This is a genomic window from Sphingobacterium chungjuense (genome assembly GCF_011316935.1).
Classification (GTDB): Bacteria; Bacteroidota; Bacteroidia; order Sphingobacteriales; family Sphingobacteriaceae; genus Sphingobacterium; species Sphingobacterium chungjuense.
In genome coordinates, this window is sequence record NZ_WLYS01000002.1 from 500,964 (window position 1) to 520,055 (window position 19,092).

Sequence of the window (19,092 nt, forward strand, 5' to 3'; positions counted from 1 at the left end):
TCATGATATATAGATCCGTGTATATAATTTTTCATGTTGCATGCAGCGCAAATCCTGCGCTACACAACAATTTCCTAACATATCTTCGTCCATATCTGCTTGACTGCTGACCAATTCTTGGATCAATCCTTGTAAATCAAACAGAATTTGCTGTCCATCCATTTGGCTAATCGGGACTAATTTCGCGCAATTCGTAACGATACCATTTAATGTATTGTAATAAAATGCACTCAACGCATCTTCGTACGAAATGCTTTGTGATTGGGCATACATAGCGAACGCTATTGGATAGTGTCCACCCGCCTCACCGCTTTGTATCGCCTTTAAATACGATTTGCAACGGCGTGCCGCACCAAAACCTTCTACTACTTTGAGAAAACGAATGGCTAGTTTTTTACTTGCCTGACGGATTTCGTAAGGCGATTTGAACGAGCTAACTAATTGATCTAATTCTAGCAGCTTGACTTTAGAAAACTTGCCTTCACACAGCTGCCAAGCCTTCGCAAAAAATGCGGCATCGTTGTAGTACATATTGTACCGCAACATGCTTTGGGCATACGATTTGGTCGTTGCACTGTTATGCACTAAGCCTTTGTGAATATAGGTTTCCAAGCCATACGAATGCGTAAAACTCCCGATGGGAAATACGGAATCATTGATTTGCAGCAAGGTCAATAATGGATTCATCTACGTTTTTTGCTAAGGTTACTCTAAATTTTGTTGTACGTGTCCACTGATGTATTTTCAGGGTTTGAAGCTGCTCTAACACCGCTTCGGATTGGCCCACTTGATAGCCTTGTTTTTGAAACAGATGATGTAGCGGCGCTTCATAAGCCACCACCACCTCATCTGCTGATTTTATCGCAATGGGCACATGCCGATTGCCAATATCAAAACACACCTTCGCCATCTCCATACTATTTCTTGGATGAATGAAAAGGCATAGACAAGGCAACACGCGCACCGCAATACAGATCGCTGAATCATGGTACAAGACATCTCCGGTTCGGAGCGGAAAAGCTTGACGGTTTTTAAAACCAATCTCGCGTCCGGTTACCGTTTTCCTCCGCAAAACGCCCTTATCTAAATCGAACCAATCCAACTCCAGATAATCCATTTCCACACCGTGGAAACGATCGGGCGCTGTCTCTACATTGCCTAGTATGTCTGTCGCCAGAATCATTAAAATAAGAAGTAGCGCTGTGCCATTGGCAACTCTGCCAAAGGCTCACACGTGGCCAAAACGCCATCAACCGTTACGTCATACGTTTCCGGATCGACCACGATATTTGGTGTAGCATCATTGTGTACCATATCTTTTTTCATGACGGTACGACAACCTTCTACTGGCAAACTTTGTCTGGATAAACCAAGCGAAGCAATCGTGCCGTTCTCGATTGATATTTTGGATACGAAGTTGAAGCAGGTTTTGGTCATCGCTTTACCAAAATTCCCAAACATCTGACGATAAAGTACTGGTTGAGGCATCGGAATTGATCCATTGGCATCTCCCATTTTGGCGGCTAGAATCATGCCTCCTTTGATAATCATCTCTGGTTTTACGCCAAACATTTCGGGTTTCCAGAGTACCAAATCGGCGTGTTTGCCCACTTCAATAGAGCCTACATATTTGTCAATTCCGTGCGCTTTAGCTGGGTTGATGGTGTATTTTGAAATGTATCTTTTTACCCGGAAGTTATCATTGCCTGTACCATTGTCTTTTTCTAATGGTCCGCGTTGTACTTTCATCTTGTGGGCAGTCTGGTATGTTCGTGAAATCACCTCGCCTACACGTCCCATCGCTTGGCTGTCTGAGCTCATGATAGAGAATACGCCCATATCTTGCAGAATATCTTCCGCAGCGATAGATTGGGGACGAATACGTGAATCGGCAAAGTCTACATCCTCTTTGACGCTTTTGTCCAAATGGTGTACCACCATCAACATATCCAAATGCTCGTCTACCGTATTCACGGTAAAAGGTTTGGTCGGGTTTGTCGAGGCTGGCAAGATGTTGGGGTACATCGCTATTTTGATAATATCCGGGGCGTGTCCACCACCAGCACCTTCGGTGTGGAAGGTGTGAATCACACGGCCATCAATGGCAGCTACGGTATCTTCTAAGAAACCTGCTTCGTTTAGCGTATCGGTATGAATAGCTACTTGCACATCGTACTTATCGGCTACCTTTAACGCAGCATCAATAGTCGCCGGTGTGGCACCCCAATCTTCGTGAATTTTTACGCCTAGTGCACCGGCTTCAATTTGTTCTTCAATTGGGCGTGTCGTAGACACATTTCCTTTACCAAAGAATCCGACATTAATTGGTAGCGTTTCGAAGGCTTCCAGCATCTTGTGGATGTGCCATTTGCCCGGAGTAACTGTGGTGGCATTGGTACCATCTGCTGGACCAGTACCGCCACCAATAAACGTAGTGACGCCACTATATAGTGCTGTTTCTATCTGCGTCGGACTGATAAAATGGATGTGCGTATCAATTCCTCCAGCGGTCAGGATCATGCCTGCTCCACCATGTACTTCTGTAGAGGCACCAATGATCATGCCTGGGGTGATACCGTCTTGAGTATCTGGGTTTCCGGCCTTTCCGACCCCAACAATTTCACCGTCTTTGATGCCAACATCGGCTTTTACAATACCCCAGTGATCGATAACGATGACGTTGCTAATACAAAAATCAAGCACATCTTCGTCTCTCAATGCACGCGCTGATTGCCCCATTCCATCGCGGATGGTTTTCCCTCCACCAAATTTATTTTCTTCGCCATATACCGCATAATCCTTTTCAATTTCGATCATTAACTCGGTATCCGCCAAACGGACCCGGTCACCAGTCGTCGGACCAAAGAGGGAGGCATATCTTTCACGTGGAATGTATAACTCGCCATCTTCATAACGGATGGATGATTTATCCAATCCGAGTTTTTCCAATCCTAAAGCATTCAGCTTCGTCGTAGCGATAGTGGCAGAGGCCAATCCTACGATCTTAATCCAGTCTCTTCTATTCCATTCACCCATAATACACGAATTTTTGGTTACTGTGTTGATTTGTACTTCTGTTTCTTCATTTTTGCCATGGCGGCTTTTTTCACCTTTTCTTCGGTGTACTTGCCGTTCGTCAGGCCGTTGAAGCCATGAATTTCTCGGCTGCCTCCGATTTCGACTAAGATGACATCTTTCTTTTCTCCGGGTTCGAAACGGATCGCCGTACTGGCCGGAATATTAAGGCGCATACCGTACGCTTCTTCCCGCACAAACTCCAAAGACTTGTTGACTTCAAAAAAATGATAATGTGATCCTACTTGAATCGGACGATCGCCCGTGTTGGCCACAGAAATAGTGGTGGTGCGATAGCCCACATTAGCCTTTACATCGGCCGCTTGTAAAAAATATTCTCCAGGTACCATATATGTATCTATTTTAGGTTAACGAATTGGATCATGTACCGTTACCAGCTTAGTGCCATCAGGGAAGGTAACTTCAATTTGCACATCGTGAATCATTTCGGGCACACCTTCCATGACTTGCTTGCGCTTTAATAGTTTGGTGCCCCATTCCATCAATTCAGCTACCGTTTTACCGTCACGCGCTTTTTCCATCAGTTCCATGCTGATGTAAGCAATGCTTTCTGGATAATTGAGTTTCACCCCGCGCTTCAGGCGCTTCGCTGCAAGCTCTCCCGCCATGTGCAGCATTAACTTTTCAGTTTCTCTTGGTGTTAAATGCATCTTCTATGTTAATTAGATAAAACCTTGTATACCTTTTTTCTTAATAAACCGGAATCGTAAAATACCCTCCTATAGCAATCCGGCTAAACTGTACTGGATCCATATCCAATCGATCCGAATAGGATACATTATTACCGATATATCCGAGGTAAAAACGTAAATCTTGCTTGTTAAATGGCTTGTGTTGTAGCGCCGCAAAGTAGGTGTAGTTCGTACGAAAATCGCTACCAAACGTGTCGTCGTCCTTACTTCCGGCGGTTTCAACAGCACCTTTCAAAGCGATTTCCCATTTGTCTGTCAGAAACTGATCGTAGCGCAATACCGCCGATTTGTACGCAACATTTTTAGATAGTTGGCGTGCGCCTCCCGTCATTGCGTAGAAGTCATTAATGGCATTGGAAGCAATGAGCGCATGATCAGTGCCCAAATGAGAATATTGCAAATCCAGATAAACCATTTGTTTGGCAGTCAAAAACTTGTTGGCCAATGATACGGCTTGCGTGGGTTTGCCTTCAGCAAATTGGGCTAAGTTGTATGACCACTTGGTGTGAAAGCGTTGATCAGCAAATGCACCTACCCAAGTCAAATATCCGCCGATAGGCGCCTTTGCACGTCGTAGATCACCGGCCACGAATCCATTATTAGCCAAATGTGTATCAAAAGAATTGTTGACGGTATTATACATTTGGATGTGGAAGCTATGATCTGCATTGAGATCATAGGATAGCTTTCCACCCACCACAAATAAATTCAAAATTCTGTCAACATAATCGGTAAAGAGGAATTCATAAATAGGATTATTCTGAAACTCAAACGATCCAACCATGGCACTTTGCTTACCCAAGGTTACCGACCAGTCTCTTTTTTTTCCGAATTTGTACTTCATGAAAGCAAAATCCAAGGCTTGGGAGGAATTGTCCAAGCCTGATTGGGCAAATGAGCGATTGAGCCTAAAGCGAATATTGTACGACAACCGATCATTGTAGTCGCCATGAAATAAAATCCGGGCTTCTTCTAGATTAAAGCGTGCCAAAGCATCTTCTTTACCTAAATTGTCGGCATCAAAAGCAGACCGCATCAAAAAATCAAATTTGAACAATTGAGAGCGGTCGTTCTCTCTCGTTGCGCTAGTGTCGACCTGATTCAGGCCCAATGCGGGAATGAGCGCTTCGCGCTCTTCCTGCGCCTGCACATGCAAGGCCAAACTACTTAGAAAAAATAATGCTAGAACCTGCTTCATTATGGAATGTAAAGTATGCGTGTTAGCAAGGATACTTTACATTCTTAAGAATGCGGTAAGAATGAGATTAGAATAGTCTTAGAGACTAGTGCGCTTGGGCAATAGCACAGAGACATGGGTGCCTTCGCCTTCGATGGAGTGGATTAGCAAATTTCCATCGTGTAGATCAATAATATTTTTAGCTAATAATAGACCTAGACCAGTTCCTTGAATACTCCGCACATTGCTCGCTCGAAAGAAGGAATCGTACACAAAATCCTTTTCTTCGGACGGAATACCTACGCCTTTATCTTTGATATCAATGACAAAATCATCGTCCTGACTTTGAAGCGAGATAGTTACATCGGCTTCTTTTCCGTATTTGCAAGCATTGGACACAATGTTGCTTAGGGCGATGAACAGCAGGTTTTCGTTACCGAACACTTCTAGCATTTCTCCTATTTCTGGTGTGCTGGCTAAGTCCAAGTAGATAGATGGATGACCGCTGGCTTTGCTTTCCGAACTCAACACGCGAAACAACACCTCATCTAAACGTACGTTAGTATAATCTTTTCTGCTATCTTCTAAACCTGATCGTGCAATCATCAATAGGTTATTGATCATGATGATAATCTGATCGGTCTCGTTGATAATACGGAGCAGCGACTGCGTTGATTCTTTGTTTAATCCGGATATCTGAACCGCCAACTCAGCTTCACCTTTGATGATGGTTAATGGTGTGCGAAATGAATGTGAAGCATTTGCAACAAAGCTTTTTTGAGAATTGACCGACACTTCCAGCCGCGCAATCATCTGATTGAAACTTTCAATCAAGGTCGAAATCTCATCATGTGCTTTATGTGGGCTAGCAATTCTGAGATGCAAATTAGCTATGCTTATCTTATTAATTTCCTGATTGATACTAGCGATCGGTTTGATGATGTGTCTGGCAAACAAATAGGAAATCAAGGCCACAATTAGCATACAAACGCCTGCGGTATTGGTAAGCGTACGATCTAAATTTTCTTGTTCGGCTAAGCCATAATCGTCTCTACCCGAGGAGACGACGATGAGATTTTTATCTACAGCAGGATCTGAAAAATATAAAGATAAATAGGCCGTATCGGCATCCATGTATTGTGCCTTACCCTGCGCAATCACCTTTTGGTAGAAATCTGGCGGCAATGGCAAATCGGGCTTCACTGCTACATCCGAAAACTGTTTATCGACCCGAATAATGTAATCTCTACCCGCCGACAATTGGCGCAAATAAGTGCGCATAATTTCGTAGTAAATCTCATTGATATGCTCTGCTTCCTCGATAGTATGTTTTCCTACAATTTGGGCGTTTTCTTCCAGCCGATGAAAGAATTTGGTGCGTAAACTATCTCGTGTAAAATAGGAAATGTAAACGGCGAAACCCGCAATAAGTGCCCAGCAAATCAGATTAAATAAAACGATGATCTTAGTTTGCAGTTTCATCCGGATCTTTTAAGATATAGCCCATGCCGACCTTTGTATGTAGCAACTTTTTGTCGAATCCCTTATCAATCTTGTTGCGGAGATAATTGATATAGACATCCACTACATTGGTGCTCAGATTAAACTCCATGTCCCACACGTTTTCTAAAATATCTAAACGGGATACCACGCGTTTGGCATTGCGAATCAGGTATTCGAGTAATCTGAATTCAGTGGCTGTCAAGGCAATGGAATTGCCGGCGCGCGAAGCGCTTTTACCATTCAGATCTAAGTGGAGATCCGCTAAAGAAAGCAAGTTTTTTTGTTCCTTTTCGATGGGATCTGATTTCTTTCTCAAAAAGCGGCTGACTCTGGCTTTGAGCTCGGCCATATTGAAGGGCTTGGTGAGGTAATCATCGGCGTCGTTTTCAAAACCATCGACAATATCTTCGGGCTGATCGAGCGCAGAAAGGATTAATACAGGAACTTGACGACCATGTTCACGGATCTTTTTGCACACCTTCAAACCATCCATTCCGGGCAACATAATATCTAAGATGATGAGGTCATAGGTATTGGACAATGCCATTTCTAAGCCCGAAGAACCTGACAAAGCCACCGAGATGTTGAAGTTTGGATCAGCCAGACCACGACGAATTAATGACACGACGGCAGTGTCATCTTCAATCAACAGTATTTCCATCATAGCTAATCCAATTTTACATTTTCAATTTGCAACTTCATCATACTGGGCAGTGATAACTTCAAATATATTTAAATTATTGAGTAGTATACTGACCAGTGGCTAGATTTGTCGACCCATCGAAGCAATCCTCGTAATGTGAACCGTATTTTTTTCGTAATCGCTGCTTCGCTTTACGGATCGATTCCTGACCTACTCCAAGCAGATTGGCCATCTCATGGTTGCTAACACCGATTTTTTGCAATAACACAATTCGCAATTGTGATTCTGTAATACCATTTAGCTGCTGTATCACATGATCGTAAAATTCGCGATACTCCGATACGAAAACCCGTTTGAAACGATACCAGTTATCTTCACTCATCAAATGCTCTGAAAGCAGGTCTTCCAATTTCTCGCGTTGTGCGACATCTGTATTCGTGGTTGCAATTTCTAACTTGCTTACCTCTTCTTTGAGATGATCAATCGCTGCATTACGCTCTTCGATAAATTGACGATAGGATTGTATGGTATGTTGTACCTGCTCATATCTGCTGTCTGACTTGTATTTTGCCAGCTCTATAGTAGCAATTTTATGTTCAAATACGGCATGTTGCAGGCGTAGTGACCTTAATTTTGAGATTCGTAAAGAAACCGCTAAAATGATTAATAATGTACAGATCATCAGTAGGGCAATACCGATTAAATTGGATTTCTGTAATTTGCTTTCATTTACCAATCTATTCCAATCCGCTTGTTCGCGCAGAAGCGTCATTTTAACATTCTTAACGGCTTCCGATCCGTCGGTATGTTTGAGTTGCTCCTCTACCTCACGTAGCTTTTGATATAATGATAGCTGCAATTTCTCCTCCTTGAAATGCTGATATAACTGCAATTTCAATAGAATAATTTCTTGTTGAAACCCTAATAGATTGTCCTTTTCTACGACAAAATTTTCTGCTTTATCAAGCTGAACTCGGACTTCCTCCCATCGCTGCGTGTCCATGTATAGCCTGCTCAACCTAATTTGTGCAAACATGGCGTTGCGTCCTTCATGATGCTCTTCTGATAGTTTGATGTCATTCAGTAAAAGCCGTTCTGCTTCTGCCATATTGTGCACACTCATCTCGATCAGAGCGAGTTCGCCCAAGGTTTTAGCGTAGCGAATGGGATCACGATATTGAGCTCCAGCTTTGGCCGCCAGAAAATATTCCTTTGCTCTAGTGGTATCCTCCAGAAACAGGTACTCGTATCCCAGACCATAGTGCAGGATTGCAGTATCCTTTGTGCCGATATTTTCAGACAATAAAGCCTGTTCTAAATGATCGATAGCCAACTGATGATCACCTATATTGCCAAAGTAATACGCATTTTTTATTAGGCAATCTACGGGATCAATCTCCAATTGAAAATTAGGAATCGCAATGTACTTGGAGGCTTGCAAAAAGTACGGCAAAGCCTGTTCCAGCTGTGTAAGACGGTAATAATAATATCCAATTTGCGATTTGACCCACACTGACAAACTCGGATAGCCGACTTGCAAAGAGAGTGAATCTGCTCTTTTTAGTAGCCATTCAGTTTCTTGCTGAGTTTGTGTATCATTAGCAGCATCGTGCTGCGCTTGGCGAATCATCTGAATAACTTGAAGCATCCGCTTTTCTTGGTCATTCCCTCCTCGTAGGTTGACAAGAGAAGATGCCGACCTTGTGGCATCGGTGTCATTTCGTTCATGCACCAGCGTAGCATTTACCTGCTGCACAAAATCCTTGCTGATAGGATTGGTGCAGGCAATGCAGAATACAAAAAACGACAATAAAAGGCTAAATAATGTTGGCAGTCGCATTCTAATAGGCTTGAATTTGCGAAGTTAAGCAAATTTATCAGCTCAATGGCAAAAGGCGCTGCCTAACATTTTTTTGCTATCGACAATCTATTCTATGGGACGGCTTCGCAAAAAGTCTTGCGCATGGCGTATCGCTTCTTGTTGAGAGCTAGCGGTCGACAATAAACGATGCGATTTTACGTCCGACTTCGTCAACCAATCATCCCAAAACAACTGTAGTATCTCCCAATCGGAAGGATGATGCGTAGCTTTCCCGGATGCATCGATGGAGCGATCGTACATCTCCATCACTAATACATTTAGGTTTTTGAGCAATGGATTTTCGACTGGAATAATACCATATTCTTCTTGCTGGAAAAAGGCTTTTATATCACTAGATCCCGATTTTTTAAACGCGGTTCTAAAATCAGCCACTCTTTTTGAATCTAAGAAATAGCACTTATTCCGCTCACAATTTTGTTTACCATACAAACCAGCTTCTATATAACCGTCGGTAAATAACACCAGAACGTTGCAGGCGAAAGATCTGCTTATGCTATTTTGCTTTTTATTAATTACAGAATCAATGTTATTATCCACAAGACTACTTTTGATGCCATTCTTAAAATAAGACCACACATCTGCTTTAACATTCTGGTTTACTGCCGCATCATTTAGTTTGTTATATGCTCGTTTAAATTTTTGCTGATCCTGATTCAGATTTTCTACACTCTGATTCGTTAGGTATTGAATACGCTCCGCCTGATTTTTGCCATAACGATCTAAGTTTAGTTCCATATCAGCCCTCACATAATCACCGCCCATCTTTTGATTGATAAAATCAATGCGCAGAACATCTTTCTGCCCGGTTTTACGCTGTCCCTCCTTTTGCTTACTCAAGTCATAAGTTACGATTTCTGGATAAAAAGCGTCAATGAAGCCATTTACAATAGCAACATCCGACAATGCTCTTGGATAGAGTGCTGTATCAATGCGATTGGATAGATCCGGAGCAATGGTAATATTGTAGTGGATATCGTCGAATACCGCAAAATTAACTTTTGGCTCTACAGTAGTACAGTTTTTAACACAGGTAATGCCGACAATAATTAATATTGTGCATAGCACAATTGAAACAAGTAATTTTTTGCTAAGAAACACGGTGATCTATTTTATTAGTGATAATTTTATTTTCTTGCCATAAATCGATGCTATTATTTGCCATGATAGACATTTCGGTAGCCTTCATAATGGAATATTCTTGATGTAGAAAGTCATTCCAGCCTTCCAAAAAAATATTAATCCGATCCTTAAGAGAGTGCAAAGAAATAGGCAAGTTATCATTCTCGATATGACTGATATAGATATCTGCCGTTTGTTGGATATGCTGTTTTTTCTGATTAAATAATAGCGAGGCTTTCTCTTTCTCCCGCACAACTGTAATCGGAGTTTCTTCTATTTCGGCTTGCAAAAGTTGGTTTTCTGCTCTCAAAAGAATATTTTGCTGTTCTAACGCGCCGTTATCGTCGGCCAGCTGTCGGATGCTTTCTACGCGTTGCTGCTTCGCTTCTTCTTGCTGTTTGATGAATGCTTTGCTTTTCAAAGCAGCATGATCGGGGTTACGGTCTTCAAAATAGCTAATGAACTTGCTGTAGATGTACTTAAAGAGTATAAGTCCAAGCGCACCTAATATAAATACTAGATAAAAGTTGGTGTCCGAAAAAATCTTGGTAAAATGCCATTTTTCTATAGTGTCGCCTCGCAGAACCATGACACGATGCACGACCGAAGCTACTTGATAAGCAATAACAGCATCTACCAGAAAAATACCGACCCACGTAATACCATCTCGCCAATAATTGAATCGCGCAATACGACTAAGCACCGCCAACGCGATCGGAACCAGCACAAAAGTGAGCACAAATAATAGCGCGACAGGCCCTTTTTCCCAAGCATCGGACAATGCGTAGGGATTAAATACCTCGGGAATATCGACCACGCCGGTTTTAAGATTGTATTCTGCATCTGCGGCACTGTATATCATAATATAGGCAGCTGAAGAGTAAAAAATAAATATATAAAAAAGTAAAATAGCTCCAAAAACAACCAGTGGAAGTAACTCAAAATAACGATGCTCTGGACGAATAAACGTCAGCTTTTGCTCATTAATTTCGTTATCGTATTTTCGGATTTGGTCTTCTTCACTCTGTATTTTCCGATCGTTTATAGTGATCTTTTCGGTGTGAATAGCCATCGTTGAATCATTTGCCACAATTGCCGAAGCAGCTTGTTGCTTTTTTAATTCTAGCTCTGCTTCCAATTGATTTACCCCCAGATCAGATTGATCTCGTGCTGCTTCCGTAGCTTTTAACCGTTGCTCTTCGACCTTGCTCAACAAACGGCGTTTCTTATCATCAATCACATCAATATCATTGATGAATACGGAATAAACCGTGTCGAGCGCTTTTGGCAATGTCTGATGATCGCCATTGGTAGATTTGGCCCGATCAAATCCTTGCTGACGAAGCAAGCCTCGATCAAAATTGGCCACTTCGGCAGCAATCATAGAATCCAGTACATCCGCAAAGCTGGTATCTTTTTTAACGACTATCGGATCCTTTGGTTTTGCACTATCGTCATCCGGAGCGACTACCAACTGTTGCGCCAGCTGCGCTGCTTTATCTTTGGTTTCGTTAAATATTTTGATCATTTTATCGACCGTTCCAGCGTCGTTGGTCACCATGATGCTCTCATTGTTATTGTTTCGAGCATTCACGCTCCAATTGTACGAACCATACAATACCTTGGTTTGATCAATAACGCAAAACTTATGATGCATCATCCCATAGCCTGCACCTCGAACGCGGCACACAAGCGCGCCATTTTTGACCAAATCATCAAATGGCAAACGTCTGTTGTCTTCATGATCAGCAAGGATAATCTCGGCCTTTGTTCCCGAGAGGATTTTCTGTTCTAAAACATCAAACAATTCCTGATCGGTAAACCAAGATGCGGCGATCAGTATTTCGCTTTGAGCAGATTGTAATTGCGACACAATGGCGGCATGTATCGCCTCATTGTCGTGAATAATCTGTTGATCCAGCGGCACGGGCTGCTTATCTGCAGACGTGGAGGTGAAGAGAGTTTTTAAATTCATCGGGATGCATTTCATAGTTTACGGTCGAGCCGCACTATGCGACTTATCCGTGGTTTGTCAATGCATCAAAAGTAGTGGCTTACTTCGATTTTGTCTTACGGAAAACCGTAAGACAAAAAATTACAAATATTTGATTACCAAATAAATAAACAAAAAAAAGAGACTACAAACGCAGTCTCCTAGTTAATAATATAAGGATTGGATCGTTACTCGGTATTTTAGATAAGCCCCTTCTCCTTGCAGTATACGGCCAGCTGTTCGTTTTTCACAAAACCCAATGCTTCTTTCATAATATTCAATCGCTTTTCGACACTGCTCAAACTGCACGGTTTTAGTTGTCTTTGTTTTAATATAAAAGGAATATTTTTTTGCATTTCACCTTGATATAATAAGGATACAATAGTGATATCGACCGTGGTAAATTCGAAAGAATTTTCTTCTCGAATAGCTTGTTTAATAGCAGAGGGTTGATAGCGTTTTTCGCCATATACAGTGTGAATAGCTTGTTTGAGATGATCGGCATCGTGGCGTGCCTTCCGCACATAGCCATCAATATTCAAGTTTTCAAAAAGATCATCAATCACACTCGGACGATTTTCGCCAGAGAATACAATAACTTTTAGTTCTGGATGTACATTTCTCGCTTCACGGATCAGATCGGTGCCATGCTCCAATACTTGCGTATTGTTGTCGGGTTCGAAACTTAAATCAGTAATCAGCAAATCATACGGCTCGTCGTCTCGTTTTGCATTTTTGATCCATGATAATGCATGATCGCAATAGTACACATAATCTGTTGTCTCTATTTGAAGGTCATGTAATGTTTTCTGCAACGAGATATTAGCGCTTTGCTGGTCTTCTGCGATAAGAATTTTTTTGAACATACTTTTATTCTATTAACGAATCGGGATATGGATATCTATTTTCATTCCATCACCCACTTCGCTAGCAAAGATAATTTCTCCCCTCAATCCATGAATACGGGAAACCGTATTTTGGCGACCTTTTCCCTTTGGTGCGTCGGCTTTCACGCCTACTCCGTCATCCTGATAATGAATATGCAAATGCTCGTCTTCTCGACCAAAACGTATTACTACACTTGTCGCCTGACTATGTTTGGCCATATTCACCATCATCTCTAGCAGCACTTCCTTCAATTCAGATTTTGCTTGATCGCTGACGTTCTCCCATAGCGCTGCATCGTTCCCTGCAATCAATACACGGCGATCCGACTTGGCAAAAGATTTTAGCATTTCCCCGAGTGCATCGTGATACGCACTAGGCGCTTCGATCGTTTCTTCCGCTTCATACGATATATCACGCGACTTATTGTACATGATATCCAATTTGTCCAGCAAGCTATCTCGATCCAATTCCTTGTTATATTCGATCTCACTCATCACGCGATAAATACCATTAGCCACCACATCGTGTACCTTACGGGATGTAGACAGCTTGCTGGCTTTTATTTTGTTTTGTGCTTCTAGCTCCAACCTTTCCTTTCGCTTCCGATACCAAAATCTGCCTCCTACACCGCCGACAATAAGGAGTAAGGCAAGTCCACCAGTCATCACACGTTGTCGGGAAAGCCGAGCAGATTTTTCCACGTTATCATTTTCCAAACGTAGGTTATCGGCTTTGTTTTTCTCGACTTCATACCGAATCAATGCAAATTGATTTTTCGCAGCATTACGGGCATTTTCTAAACTATCAGTAAGTGTACTATAACTTGCGAAGTACGTTTGTAAGGAATCCCTATTTCCCGTTTGGATTAATCGCCTCAAGGCATTTACCTGTGCATCTGGACTTTTAAGTTTTAATGCCGTAGCGTACTGTTTCCTAGCGTAGAACAACGAGGAATCTGGACGTTTTTCTTTGTAATAATCAGCCAAATGCGCATAGCTCGCATTTTGACCCCAAATGTCTTTCTCCTGAACACGTATGGCTAATGCATTCAATAAATCTGGAGCTGCTACATAGGATGAGTTATGATCCGATCGAGCATTAGCTCGATTGGATAGCGTACGCGCATATTCTATACTTTTCAAATAAGGTCGCGATAAAATATTCTGGAATATTTTATCTGCCTTACCGAACTGCTTAAGACTTTTGTAAACTAAAGCGATGTTATTCTCTATAATAGAAAGGTTAGCAGAATCTTGAGAATACTTCAATGTTTTTTCAAAAAAAGACAGCGCATCATCATAGTTGTTGAGTTCACGGCTTATTGTTCCCAAAGTATTGAAATTTGAATTAAGATATGGATAATGATCCAGCTTATGCTCATTCAGATAATCATTGGCTTGTAAAGCTGTTTCTTGGGCTCCGAAATAATCTCCAGCGTCTCGTTGAATAACAGCCATATTTATTAAACAGTTTGCGACATGTAAACTATCATTGATATTTTGATAGTGATCTTTCACTTGACTAAAGCGCAAAAATGCACTATCAGGTTTACCGGCATCCAAATAAGAATAAGCTTCTTCATACTCTTTGTTTACCGATATCGAAGGAATACTTTCGGGCTTATCGGCGCAAGATAGAATGACAAATAAGACAAAGATATATATGGGAAATTTCAAAATATGAATAGGTCGATTTACTCAACTAAAGTATAGAATAATACGCAGAAATAAACAAAAAAAGGGCAACAATGAGTTGCCCTTCTGAAATATATCCGTTTTTATGATTGTTTTACGGTTTTACTGGCGGTTTTGGCGGAAGAATTGTTCCTGCTTCTCCTCCATCACCATCTCCACCCGTATTTTGGATGGTTACTTGTCCGTCTGGTCCTGTAGTAGGAGTTGTTTGTCCACCTTGTCCGATCATTAAAAGAAAAATTAAATACCACATTGCTCAAAAAATTAAAAGTCAAAAACTTGGTAGGTCCGCATGCGCCGTGCATGGGATTGCTACAATTGTTTTCAGAAGGCCTTCTGATTTTTTGGGAAGTAGGAGATCGTACTGCGGAAGACTAAAGCTGCTTCCCAAACCGGCTAAAGAATGCCGCAGTATTTTCTCAGTTTGGAATCTGTTTCGTATCTTTCCTGGAAAGAACGAACTAATCTATTACCTGATTCCGAAAGCAAATGTATAGCGCTCAACACGCTGGCAGAAAGGTATTTCCGATGATTCCGATCTTTCCGAAGCTATTCCGTAAATTCCGATGGAATTCCGATTTTTCCGACGAAAGAAAGTGATGGGGATACATAAAAAGGCTTATGGTTTTCCGTAAATTCCGATAGGTGGATAGACGTAATTTTGTACCTATGCCAACAATAATTGACTTTAATAAAGCCGTTATCGAGTTCTACCTACAGAAGAAAGCAGATAATGATCTTAATGAATTAGAAAGTATCTCGCCAGCCAAGCTGAAAGATTTACTTTTATCAAAACTTGTATCCGGGGAATTGCAAAAGGACATTCCTTCGCTGGAAAAAATCTTCAACACTGCGAAGAAGTTTGAAAATCTGACACGAGCGATCACAAATGAAAGTATCGACAAGTTCAGGCCCATTCAATACTTTATTCAAGGAAGAACCACGATCCCAACGGATGACACCATTATCCTACTTTCCATCTTCATTGACTTTCAACCAAGACCATACACTGTGTGGAAAGAAATGGGGGTTGATGAAGGTGAAATTGTAATATCGGACGATGACGGAGACAAAGAGGCTGACAAGGAACTGGAAACCGATGAGGATCCGCCAACTACAATAGGTAGTAATAAAACAGAAATGCCACCTACGGAGAATCCGGACACACCATCACCCGTACGTGTAAACTGGAACTTAAAAGACAAAAAGTCATTATCGATTATGGCAAGCGCGCTTGTAATTACGCTGCTCATGGCATTTTACTCATGGCCACATAAACAGTGTATGTATTGGGATGGAGAAAAATATATTGCTATTCATTGCGACGAGGTAGATCCTCAGCTCGACATCATTGCCTTGAATAGTGAAAAGCAACAGCAATTCAAGCGAATCACACGAAAGGACACCTTAACAAAAGATCACGTTAATAAAGTATGGTATTCTAAAATCGACACGGAAGTTGAATTTTTCACCTGCCCCGGCCTTCATCCAGTCCATCCGCATCGATCACTCAAAGCGGCAACAGAATATATCATTGAGAAATACGCTATGGGCAAAGTCAATAACGAAAAAGGAGCAGTAGATTAATCTACTGCTCCTTTTTCGTTATTCGTAGTTGGTGACGGTTTCGGCGAGCTGCTCTGCGTAGTGATATATATCATCTAATTGCTGAAGATCCACTTTCGCTTCCTTCTTTTCCTTGTCAAATAACCCGAGACGAAGTCGGTTTGGCGTAAAGTAGAATCGACAAATAGGTTTTCGATTGTTATCGTCCAATAAAATCCCGCAATACGATTGATTGTCACGCATAAATATCCGACCTACCTCAATCTCCTTACGCAAGATCGATTTGACAATTAAAAAACCATCAATCTCTTCCTGCGTGGTCACGATAAGTGAATCAGGCTCTGACAACGGCATAGCGGTTTGCTCTTCTGTATCCGTCTCTTTTTTCAGTGCACTTTTCAAGCGCTCAGCAATCTGGTCATGTACAATCTGTGTGAAAACTCTTTTAACCAACGGGTTGAATTGCTCCAGGATTTTGGCAGTCACTACACTTGGGTACACCTGTTTAGCAAAATAACGTACAAATTCATCGGTAGGATGTTGCATTTCTGCTGTCACTAGAATCGTCAGTTCTGTAGAGTATTTAAGGTCACTCGCTGCAGTTGAAATACTATCTAAATCAAAAACAGATTTATGAAATTTCCGCAACTCTTGTATCTCATTGTCTCTGATATCAGAGATCTTAAATTCGAAGAAAGGTTTTTCGTCCATCTTATTTGGTGTAACCAAATCCGTGTAAAAACGGTATTCTATCCCATTGGTCAACAAACCGAATTTAGCTTCGGTGGTATGAAAATAGCGGAACAGCTGCGAATTGTGTGGATCCAAACCATCCGCGTAATGCTTGCATTCGATCAGGATGGTCGGCTTCTCTTCGCGAAGAATCGCATAATCTACTTTTTCGCCTTTTTTAATACCAATATCTGCAATGAACTCCGGATGGACCTCAAAAGGATCGAATACATCGTATCCTAAGATTCTCAAAAAAGGTAATATAAGAGAGGTTTTGGTTGCCTCCTCGGTTTTGATTTGTGGTAAAAGCCGATCTACGCGCTTCCCAAATTGGCGAATTTCATCTTTAAAATCCATACTATAATCTCGTTTTGTAATGATTAATTAGTATTGGCGAAGTATTTTATCTTTCAGAAAATAAAGGTAATCGCCTGATACAATGCCGCATTACGGGAAACCCCAATTGCAGTTCATAAAAAATGGCATTTTTGCGGCATCAAAATTATTCCCATGAAAATCGTCTACTTCCTTTTATTGAATATTCTTTTCACGCATCCATTACTAGCACAAAATAAATATGCTACAACAACGGATGGAAAAAGGGTTATCTTAAAGCCTGACGGAACTTGGTCGTATGTACAATATGATGTGAGTACGGCCAGAGATCAATCATCCGCGATCAGTGGCACGGCGACTGACAAAAGAGGCACTACAGCAGTGAAAAAAAATTCATCTGCAGTACGGTCTTCGCGTCAGTATATTCGCGGACCGCGCGGAGGCTGCTATTACATCAACAGTAACGGCAATAAAACGTATGTGGATCGCAGCTTATGTAACTAAATCAGGGCAATTGACTGATTTTCCGTAGTTTTGCTTAAATGAAAGCAGCGCATCTTATCAAAATATCCTGCCTGACGGGCTTGTGTTTACTGAATAATCATTCGTTAAATGCCAAATTTCCCAACGAGTCCTACCGAAATAATGTTTCAGAAGTGAGCGTCTATCGAGCCATGAATTCTAGTACAGTGGTCGAAAAAGAGGTAATCGCATTTGCTAAAAAATTCTTGGGTGTGAGGTACCGGTACGGCCAGGCCAGTCCGAGCAATGGCTTTGATTGCTCCGGTTTTGTGTATTATGTATTCAAGGAATTTGGGATCAGCTTACCGAGAAGTTCTTCTGGTATGGGACAGGCTGGACAAGATGTTACATTAGAAGAAGCTAAAACAGGCGATATTATCTTGTTTACTGGAACCAATCCCGCCAACCGCAGCATTGGACATGTGGGTATTATCATGTCCAACGATGATAAAGAAGGTATAGCGTTTATACATGCCAGCTCTGGTAAAGCACAAGCCGTGACTGAAACGAAGCTTGAAGGTAGCTACCAACGTAGGTTTATGAAAATAGTCCGCGTGCTCTAATCAAAATCTGCGATTTCTTCCCGACTTTTAGAATTGTATCTTTACCTTTCAAAAGTGCATCCGTGTATATACTAAGAAGACATGACGACTGAGAATCTGAAAAAACAACTTGCCTTCATCAAAGAGATCGATAAGCTAAAATATATTCAGCGTAGAACGAAGCTCTTTCACAGCGATCGCTGTGAGAATAGTGCAGAGCACAGCTGGCACTTGGCACTGATGGCCATCGTACTAACCGAGCATGCTAACGAGAAGGTGGATGTACTGAAAGTGCTTAAAATGGTATTGATTCATGATGTGGTGGAGATTGATGCAGGTGACACCTTTATCTACGACACACAAAAGAGCCACGACAATACCGATGAAGAGCGGCTGGCAGCACAGCGCATTTTCGGGCTATTGCCCGAAGAAACCGCAATAGAATTAATTGCAATTTGGGAGGAGTTTGAGGCTGGAAAAACTGCAGAAGCCAAGTTTGCCCGAGCAATGGATCGCTTAGAACCTTTGTTACAAAATAGCTCCAACAATGGTGGCACCTGGCATGAGCCTGGAGTAAACTATGAGAAAGTATATGCCAAGAAAAGCGTGATCAAAGAAGGTGCTGCAGATCTATGGACGTATGGAGAAACCCTTATTAACGAAGGCGTAAAAAAAGGATTCTTGAAAAAGAATACGACTGATTAGTA

General features: G+C 41.7%; 19 protein-coding genes. 4 read left to right on the top strand and 15 right to left on the bottom strand.

Going from position 1 to position 19,092, the window contains the following annotated elements:
* From GKO22_RS06940 to GKO22_RS07005, 14 genes are all read right to left on the bottom strand, one after another.
* Positions 1-687, bottom strand: a complete 687-nt coding sequence (locus tag GKO22_RS06940) for an urease accessory protein UreF (protein WP_166333540.1) — start codon at positions 685-687, stop codon at positions 1-3.
* The gene (locus GKO22_RS06945) at positions 653-1,183 is read right to left on the bottom strand and encodes an urease accessory protein UreE (RefSeq protein ID WP_166333542.1); all 531 of its coding nucleotides are present in this window, start codon (positions 1,181-1,183) and stop codon (positions 653-655) included. Before GKO22_RS06945 ends, GKO22_RS06940 begins: the two co-directional genes overlap by 35 nt.
* The gene (gene ureC, locus GKO22_RS06950) at positions 1,183-3,036 is read right to left on the bottom strand and encodes an urease subunit alpha (RefSeq protein WP_240920176.1); all 1,854 of its coding nucleotides are present in this window, start codon (positions 3,034-3,036) and stop codon (positions 1,183-1,185) included. The genes GKO22_RS06945 and ureC overlap by 1 nt, the downstream gene beginning before the upstream one ends.
* A 17-nt stretch (positions 3,037-3,053) precedes the next feature.
* The gene (locus tag GKO22_RS16655; protein WP_166333544.1) at positions 3,054-3,425 is read right to left on the bottom strand and encodes an urease subunit beta; all 372 of its coding nucleotides are present in this window, start codon (positions 3,423-3,425) and stop codon (positions 3,054-3,056) included.
* A gap of 18 nt (positions 3,426-3,443) precedes the next feature.
* On the bottom strand, positions 3,444-3,746 hold the full coding sequence (gene ureA / locus GKO22_RS16660) for an urease subunit gamma (RefSeq protein ID WP_116774459.1): 303 nt from the start codon (positions 3,744-3,746) through the stop codon (positions 3,444-3,446).
* A gap of 40 nt (positions 3,747-3,786) precedes the next feature.
* Positions 3,787-4,986 carry a porin gene (locus GKO22_RS06965; protein WP_166333546.1) on the bottom strand — a complete coding sequence of 400 codons (1,200 nt, stop codon included), beginning with the start codon at positions 4,984-4,986 and terminating at the stop codon, positions 3,787-3,789.
* 78 nt (positions 4,987-5,064) lie between these two features.
* The gene (locus tag GKO22_RS06970) at positions 5,065-6,447 is read right to left on the bottom strand and encodes a HAMP domain-containing sensor histidine kinase (RefSeq protein ID WP_166333548.1); all 1,383 of its coding nucleotides are present in this window, start codon (positions 6,445-6,447) and stop codon (positions 5,065-5,067) included.
* A complete protein-coding gene (locus GKO22_RS06975) occupies positions 6,431-7,132 on the bottom strand; it encodes a response regulator transcription factor (RefSeq protein WP_317165705.1) in 702 nt (233 codons plus the stop codon). The genes GKO22_RS06970 and GKO22_RS06975 overlap by 17 nt, the downstream gene beginning before the upstream one ends.
* A gap of 73 nt (positions 7,133-7,205) precedes the next feature.
* A complete protein-coding gene (locus tag GKO22_RS06980; protein WP_166333550.1) occupies positions 7,206-8,951 on the bottom strand; it encodes a tetratricopeptide repeat protein in 1,746 nt (581 codons plus the stop codon).
* Between the two features lie 87 nt (positions 8,952-9,038).
* Positions 9,039-10,058, bottom strand: a complete 1,020-nt coding sequence (locus GKO22_RS06985) for a hypothetical protein (protein WP_166333551.1) — start codon at positions 10,056-10,058, stop codon at positions 9,039-9,041.
* Between the two features lie 22 nt (positions 10,059-10,080).
* On the bottom strand, positions 10,081-12,087 hold the full coding sequence (locus tag GKO22_RS06990; RefSeq protein WP_166333553.1) for a phospholipase D-like domain-containing protein: 2,007 nt from the start codon (positions 12,085-12,087) through the stop codon (positions 10,081-10,083).
* Positions 12,088-12,305: 218 nt separating this feature from the next.
* Positions 12,306-12,971, bottom strand: a complete 666-nt coding sequence (locus tag GKO22_RS06995) for a response regulator (RefSeq protein WP_166333555.1) — start codon at positions 12,969-12,971, stop codon at positions 12,306-12,308.
* 12 nt (positions 12,972-12,983) lie between these two features.
* Positions 12,984-14,669, bottom strand: coding sequence for an ATP-binding protein (locus tag GKO22_RS07000; RefSeq protein ID WP_166333556.1), 1,686 nt, complete (start codon positions 14,667-14,669; stop codon positions 12,984-12,986).
* Positions 14,670-14,781: 112 nt separating this feature from the next.
* On the bottom strand, positions 14,782-14,940 hold the full coding sequence (locus tag GKO22_RS07005) for a hypothetical protein (protein ID WP_166333558.1): 159 nt from the start codon (positions 14,938-14,940) through the stop codon (positions 14,782-14,784).
* Between the two features lie 416 nt (positions 14,941-15,356).
* On the opposite strand from GKO22_RS07005, the gene GKO22_RS07010 reads away from it, so the two are divergent.
* Entirely contained in the window at positions 15,357-16,274 is a 918-nt protein-coding gene (locus tag GKO22_RS07010; protein WP_166333560.1) for a hypothetical protein, read from the top strand.
* Positions 16,275-16,292: 18 nt separating this feature from the next.
* Here GKO22_RS07010 and GKO22_RS07015 read toward each other — a convergent pair whose 3' ends face one another.
* Complete coding sequence (locus GKO22_RS07015) at positions 16,293-17,342, bottom strand: type I restriction endonuclease (RefSeq protein WP_166333562.1); 1,050 nt, start codon at positions 17,340-17,342, stop codon at positions 16,293-16,295.
* Positions 17,343-17,495: 153 nt separating this feature from the next.
* Between GKO22_RS07015 and GKO22_RS07020 the strand changes: the two genes are divergently transcribed.
* From GKO22_RS07020 to GKO22_RS07030, 3 genes are all read left to right on the top strand, one after another.
* Positions 17,496-17,825 (top strand): hypothetical protein, encoded by a 330-nt coding sequence (locus GKO22_RS07020; RefSeq protein WP_166333564.1) that lies wholly within the window; start codon positions 17,496-17,498, stop codon positions 17,823-17,825.
* A 170-nt stretch (positions 17,826-17,995) separates the two neighbouring features.
* On the top strand, positions 17,996-18,406 hold the full coding sequence (locus GKO22_RS07025; protein ID WP_166333566.1) for a C40 family peptidase: 411 nt from the start codon (positions 17,996-17,998) through the stop codon (positions 18,404-18,406).
* A gap of 81 nt (positions 18,407-18,487) precedes the next feature.
* Entirely contained in the window at positions 18,488-19,090 is a 603-nt protein-coding gene (locus GKO22_RS07030; RefSeq protein WP_166333568.1) for an HD domain-containing protein, read from the top strand.
* Positions 19,091-19,092 lie beyond the last annotated feature (2 nt).

Excerpts from the sequence above, each read along its gene's own strand:
- GKO22_RS06940 (WP_166333540.1), bottom strand. The coding sequence starts at position 687 with ATGAATCCATTATTGACCTTGCTGCAAATCAATGATTCCGTATTTCCC.
- GKO22_RS06945 (WP_166333542.1), bottom strand. The coding sequence starts at position 1,183 with ATGATTCTGGCGACAGACATACTAGGCAATGTAGAGACAGCGCCCGAT.
- ureC (WP_240920176.1), bottom strand. The coding sequence starts at position 3,036 with ATGGGTGAATGGAATAGAAGAGACTGGATTAAGATCGTAGGATTGGCC.
- GKO22_RS16655 (WP_166333544.1), bottom strand. The coding sequence starts at position 3,425 with ATGGTACCTGGAGAATATTTTTTACAAGCGGCCGATGTAAAGGCTAAT.
- ureA (WP_116774459.1), bottom strand. The coding sequence starts at position 3,746 with ATGCATTTAACACCAAGAGAAACTGAAAAGTTAATGCTGCACATGGCG.
- GKO22_RS06965 (WP_166333546.1), bottom strand. The coding sequence starts at position 4,986 with ATGAAGCAGGTTCTAGCATTATTTTTTCTAAGTAGTTTGGCCTTGCAT.
- GKO22_RS06970 (WP_166333548.1), bottom strand. The coding sequence starts at position 6,447 with ATGAAACTGCAAACTAAGATCATCGTTTTATTTAATCTGATTTGCTGG.
- GKO22_RS06975 (WP_317165705.1), bottom strand. The coding sequence starts at position 7,132 with ATGATGGAAATACTGTTGATTGAAGATGACACTGCCGTCGTGTCATTA.
- GKO22_RS06980 (WP_166333550.1), bottom strand. The coding sequence starts at position 8,951 with ATGCGACTGCCAACATTATTTAGCCTTTTATTGTCGTTTTTTGTATTC.
- GKO22_RS06990 (WP_166333553.1), bottom strand. The coding sequence starts at position 12,087 with ATGAATTTAAAAACTCTCTTCACCTCCACGTCTGCAGATAAGCAGCCC.
- GKO22_RS06995 (WP_166333555.1), bottom strand. The coding sequence starts at position 12,971 with ATGTTCAAAAAAATTCTTATCGCAGAAGACCAGCAAAGCGCTAATATC.
- GKO22_RS07005 (WP_166333558.1), bottom strand. The coding sequence starts at position 14,940 with ATGTGGTATTTAATTTTTCTTTTAATGATCGGACAAGGTGGACAAACA.
- GKO22_RS07010 (WP_166333560.1), top strand. The coding sequence starts at position 15,357 with ATGCCAACAATAATTGACTTTAATAAAGCCGTTATCGAGTTCTACCTA.
- GKO22_RS07015 (WP_166333562.1), bottom strand. The coding sequence starts at position 17,342 with ATGGATTTTAAAGATGAAATTCGCCAATTTGGGAAGCGCGTAGATCGG.
- GKO22_RS07020 (WP_166333564.1), top strand. The coding sequence starts at position 17,496 with ATGAAAATCGTCTACTTCCTTTTATTGAATATTCTTTTCACGCATCCA.
- GKO22_RS07025 (WP_166333566.1), top strand. The coding sequence starts at position 17,996 with ATGAATTCTAGTACAGTGGTCGAAAAAGAGGTAATCGCATTTGCTAAA.
- GKO22_RS07030 (WP_166333568.1), top strand. The coding sequence starts at position 18,488 with ATGACGACTGAGAATCTGAAAAAACAACTTGCCTTCATCAAAGAGATC.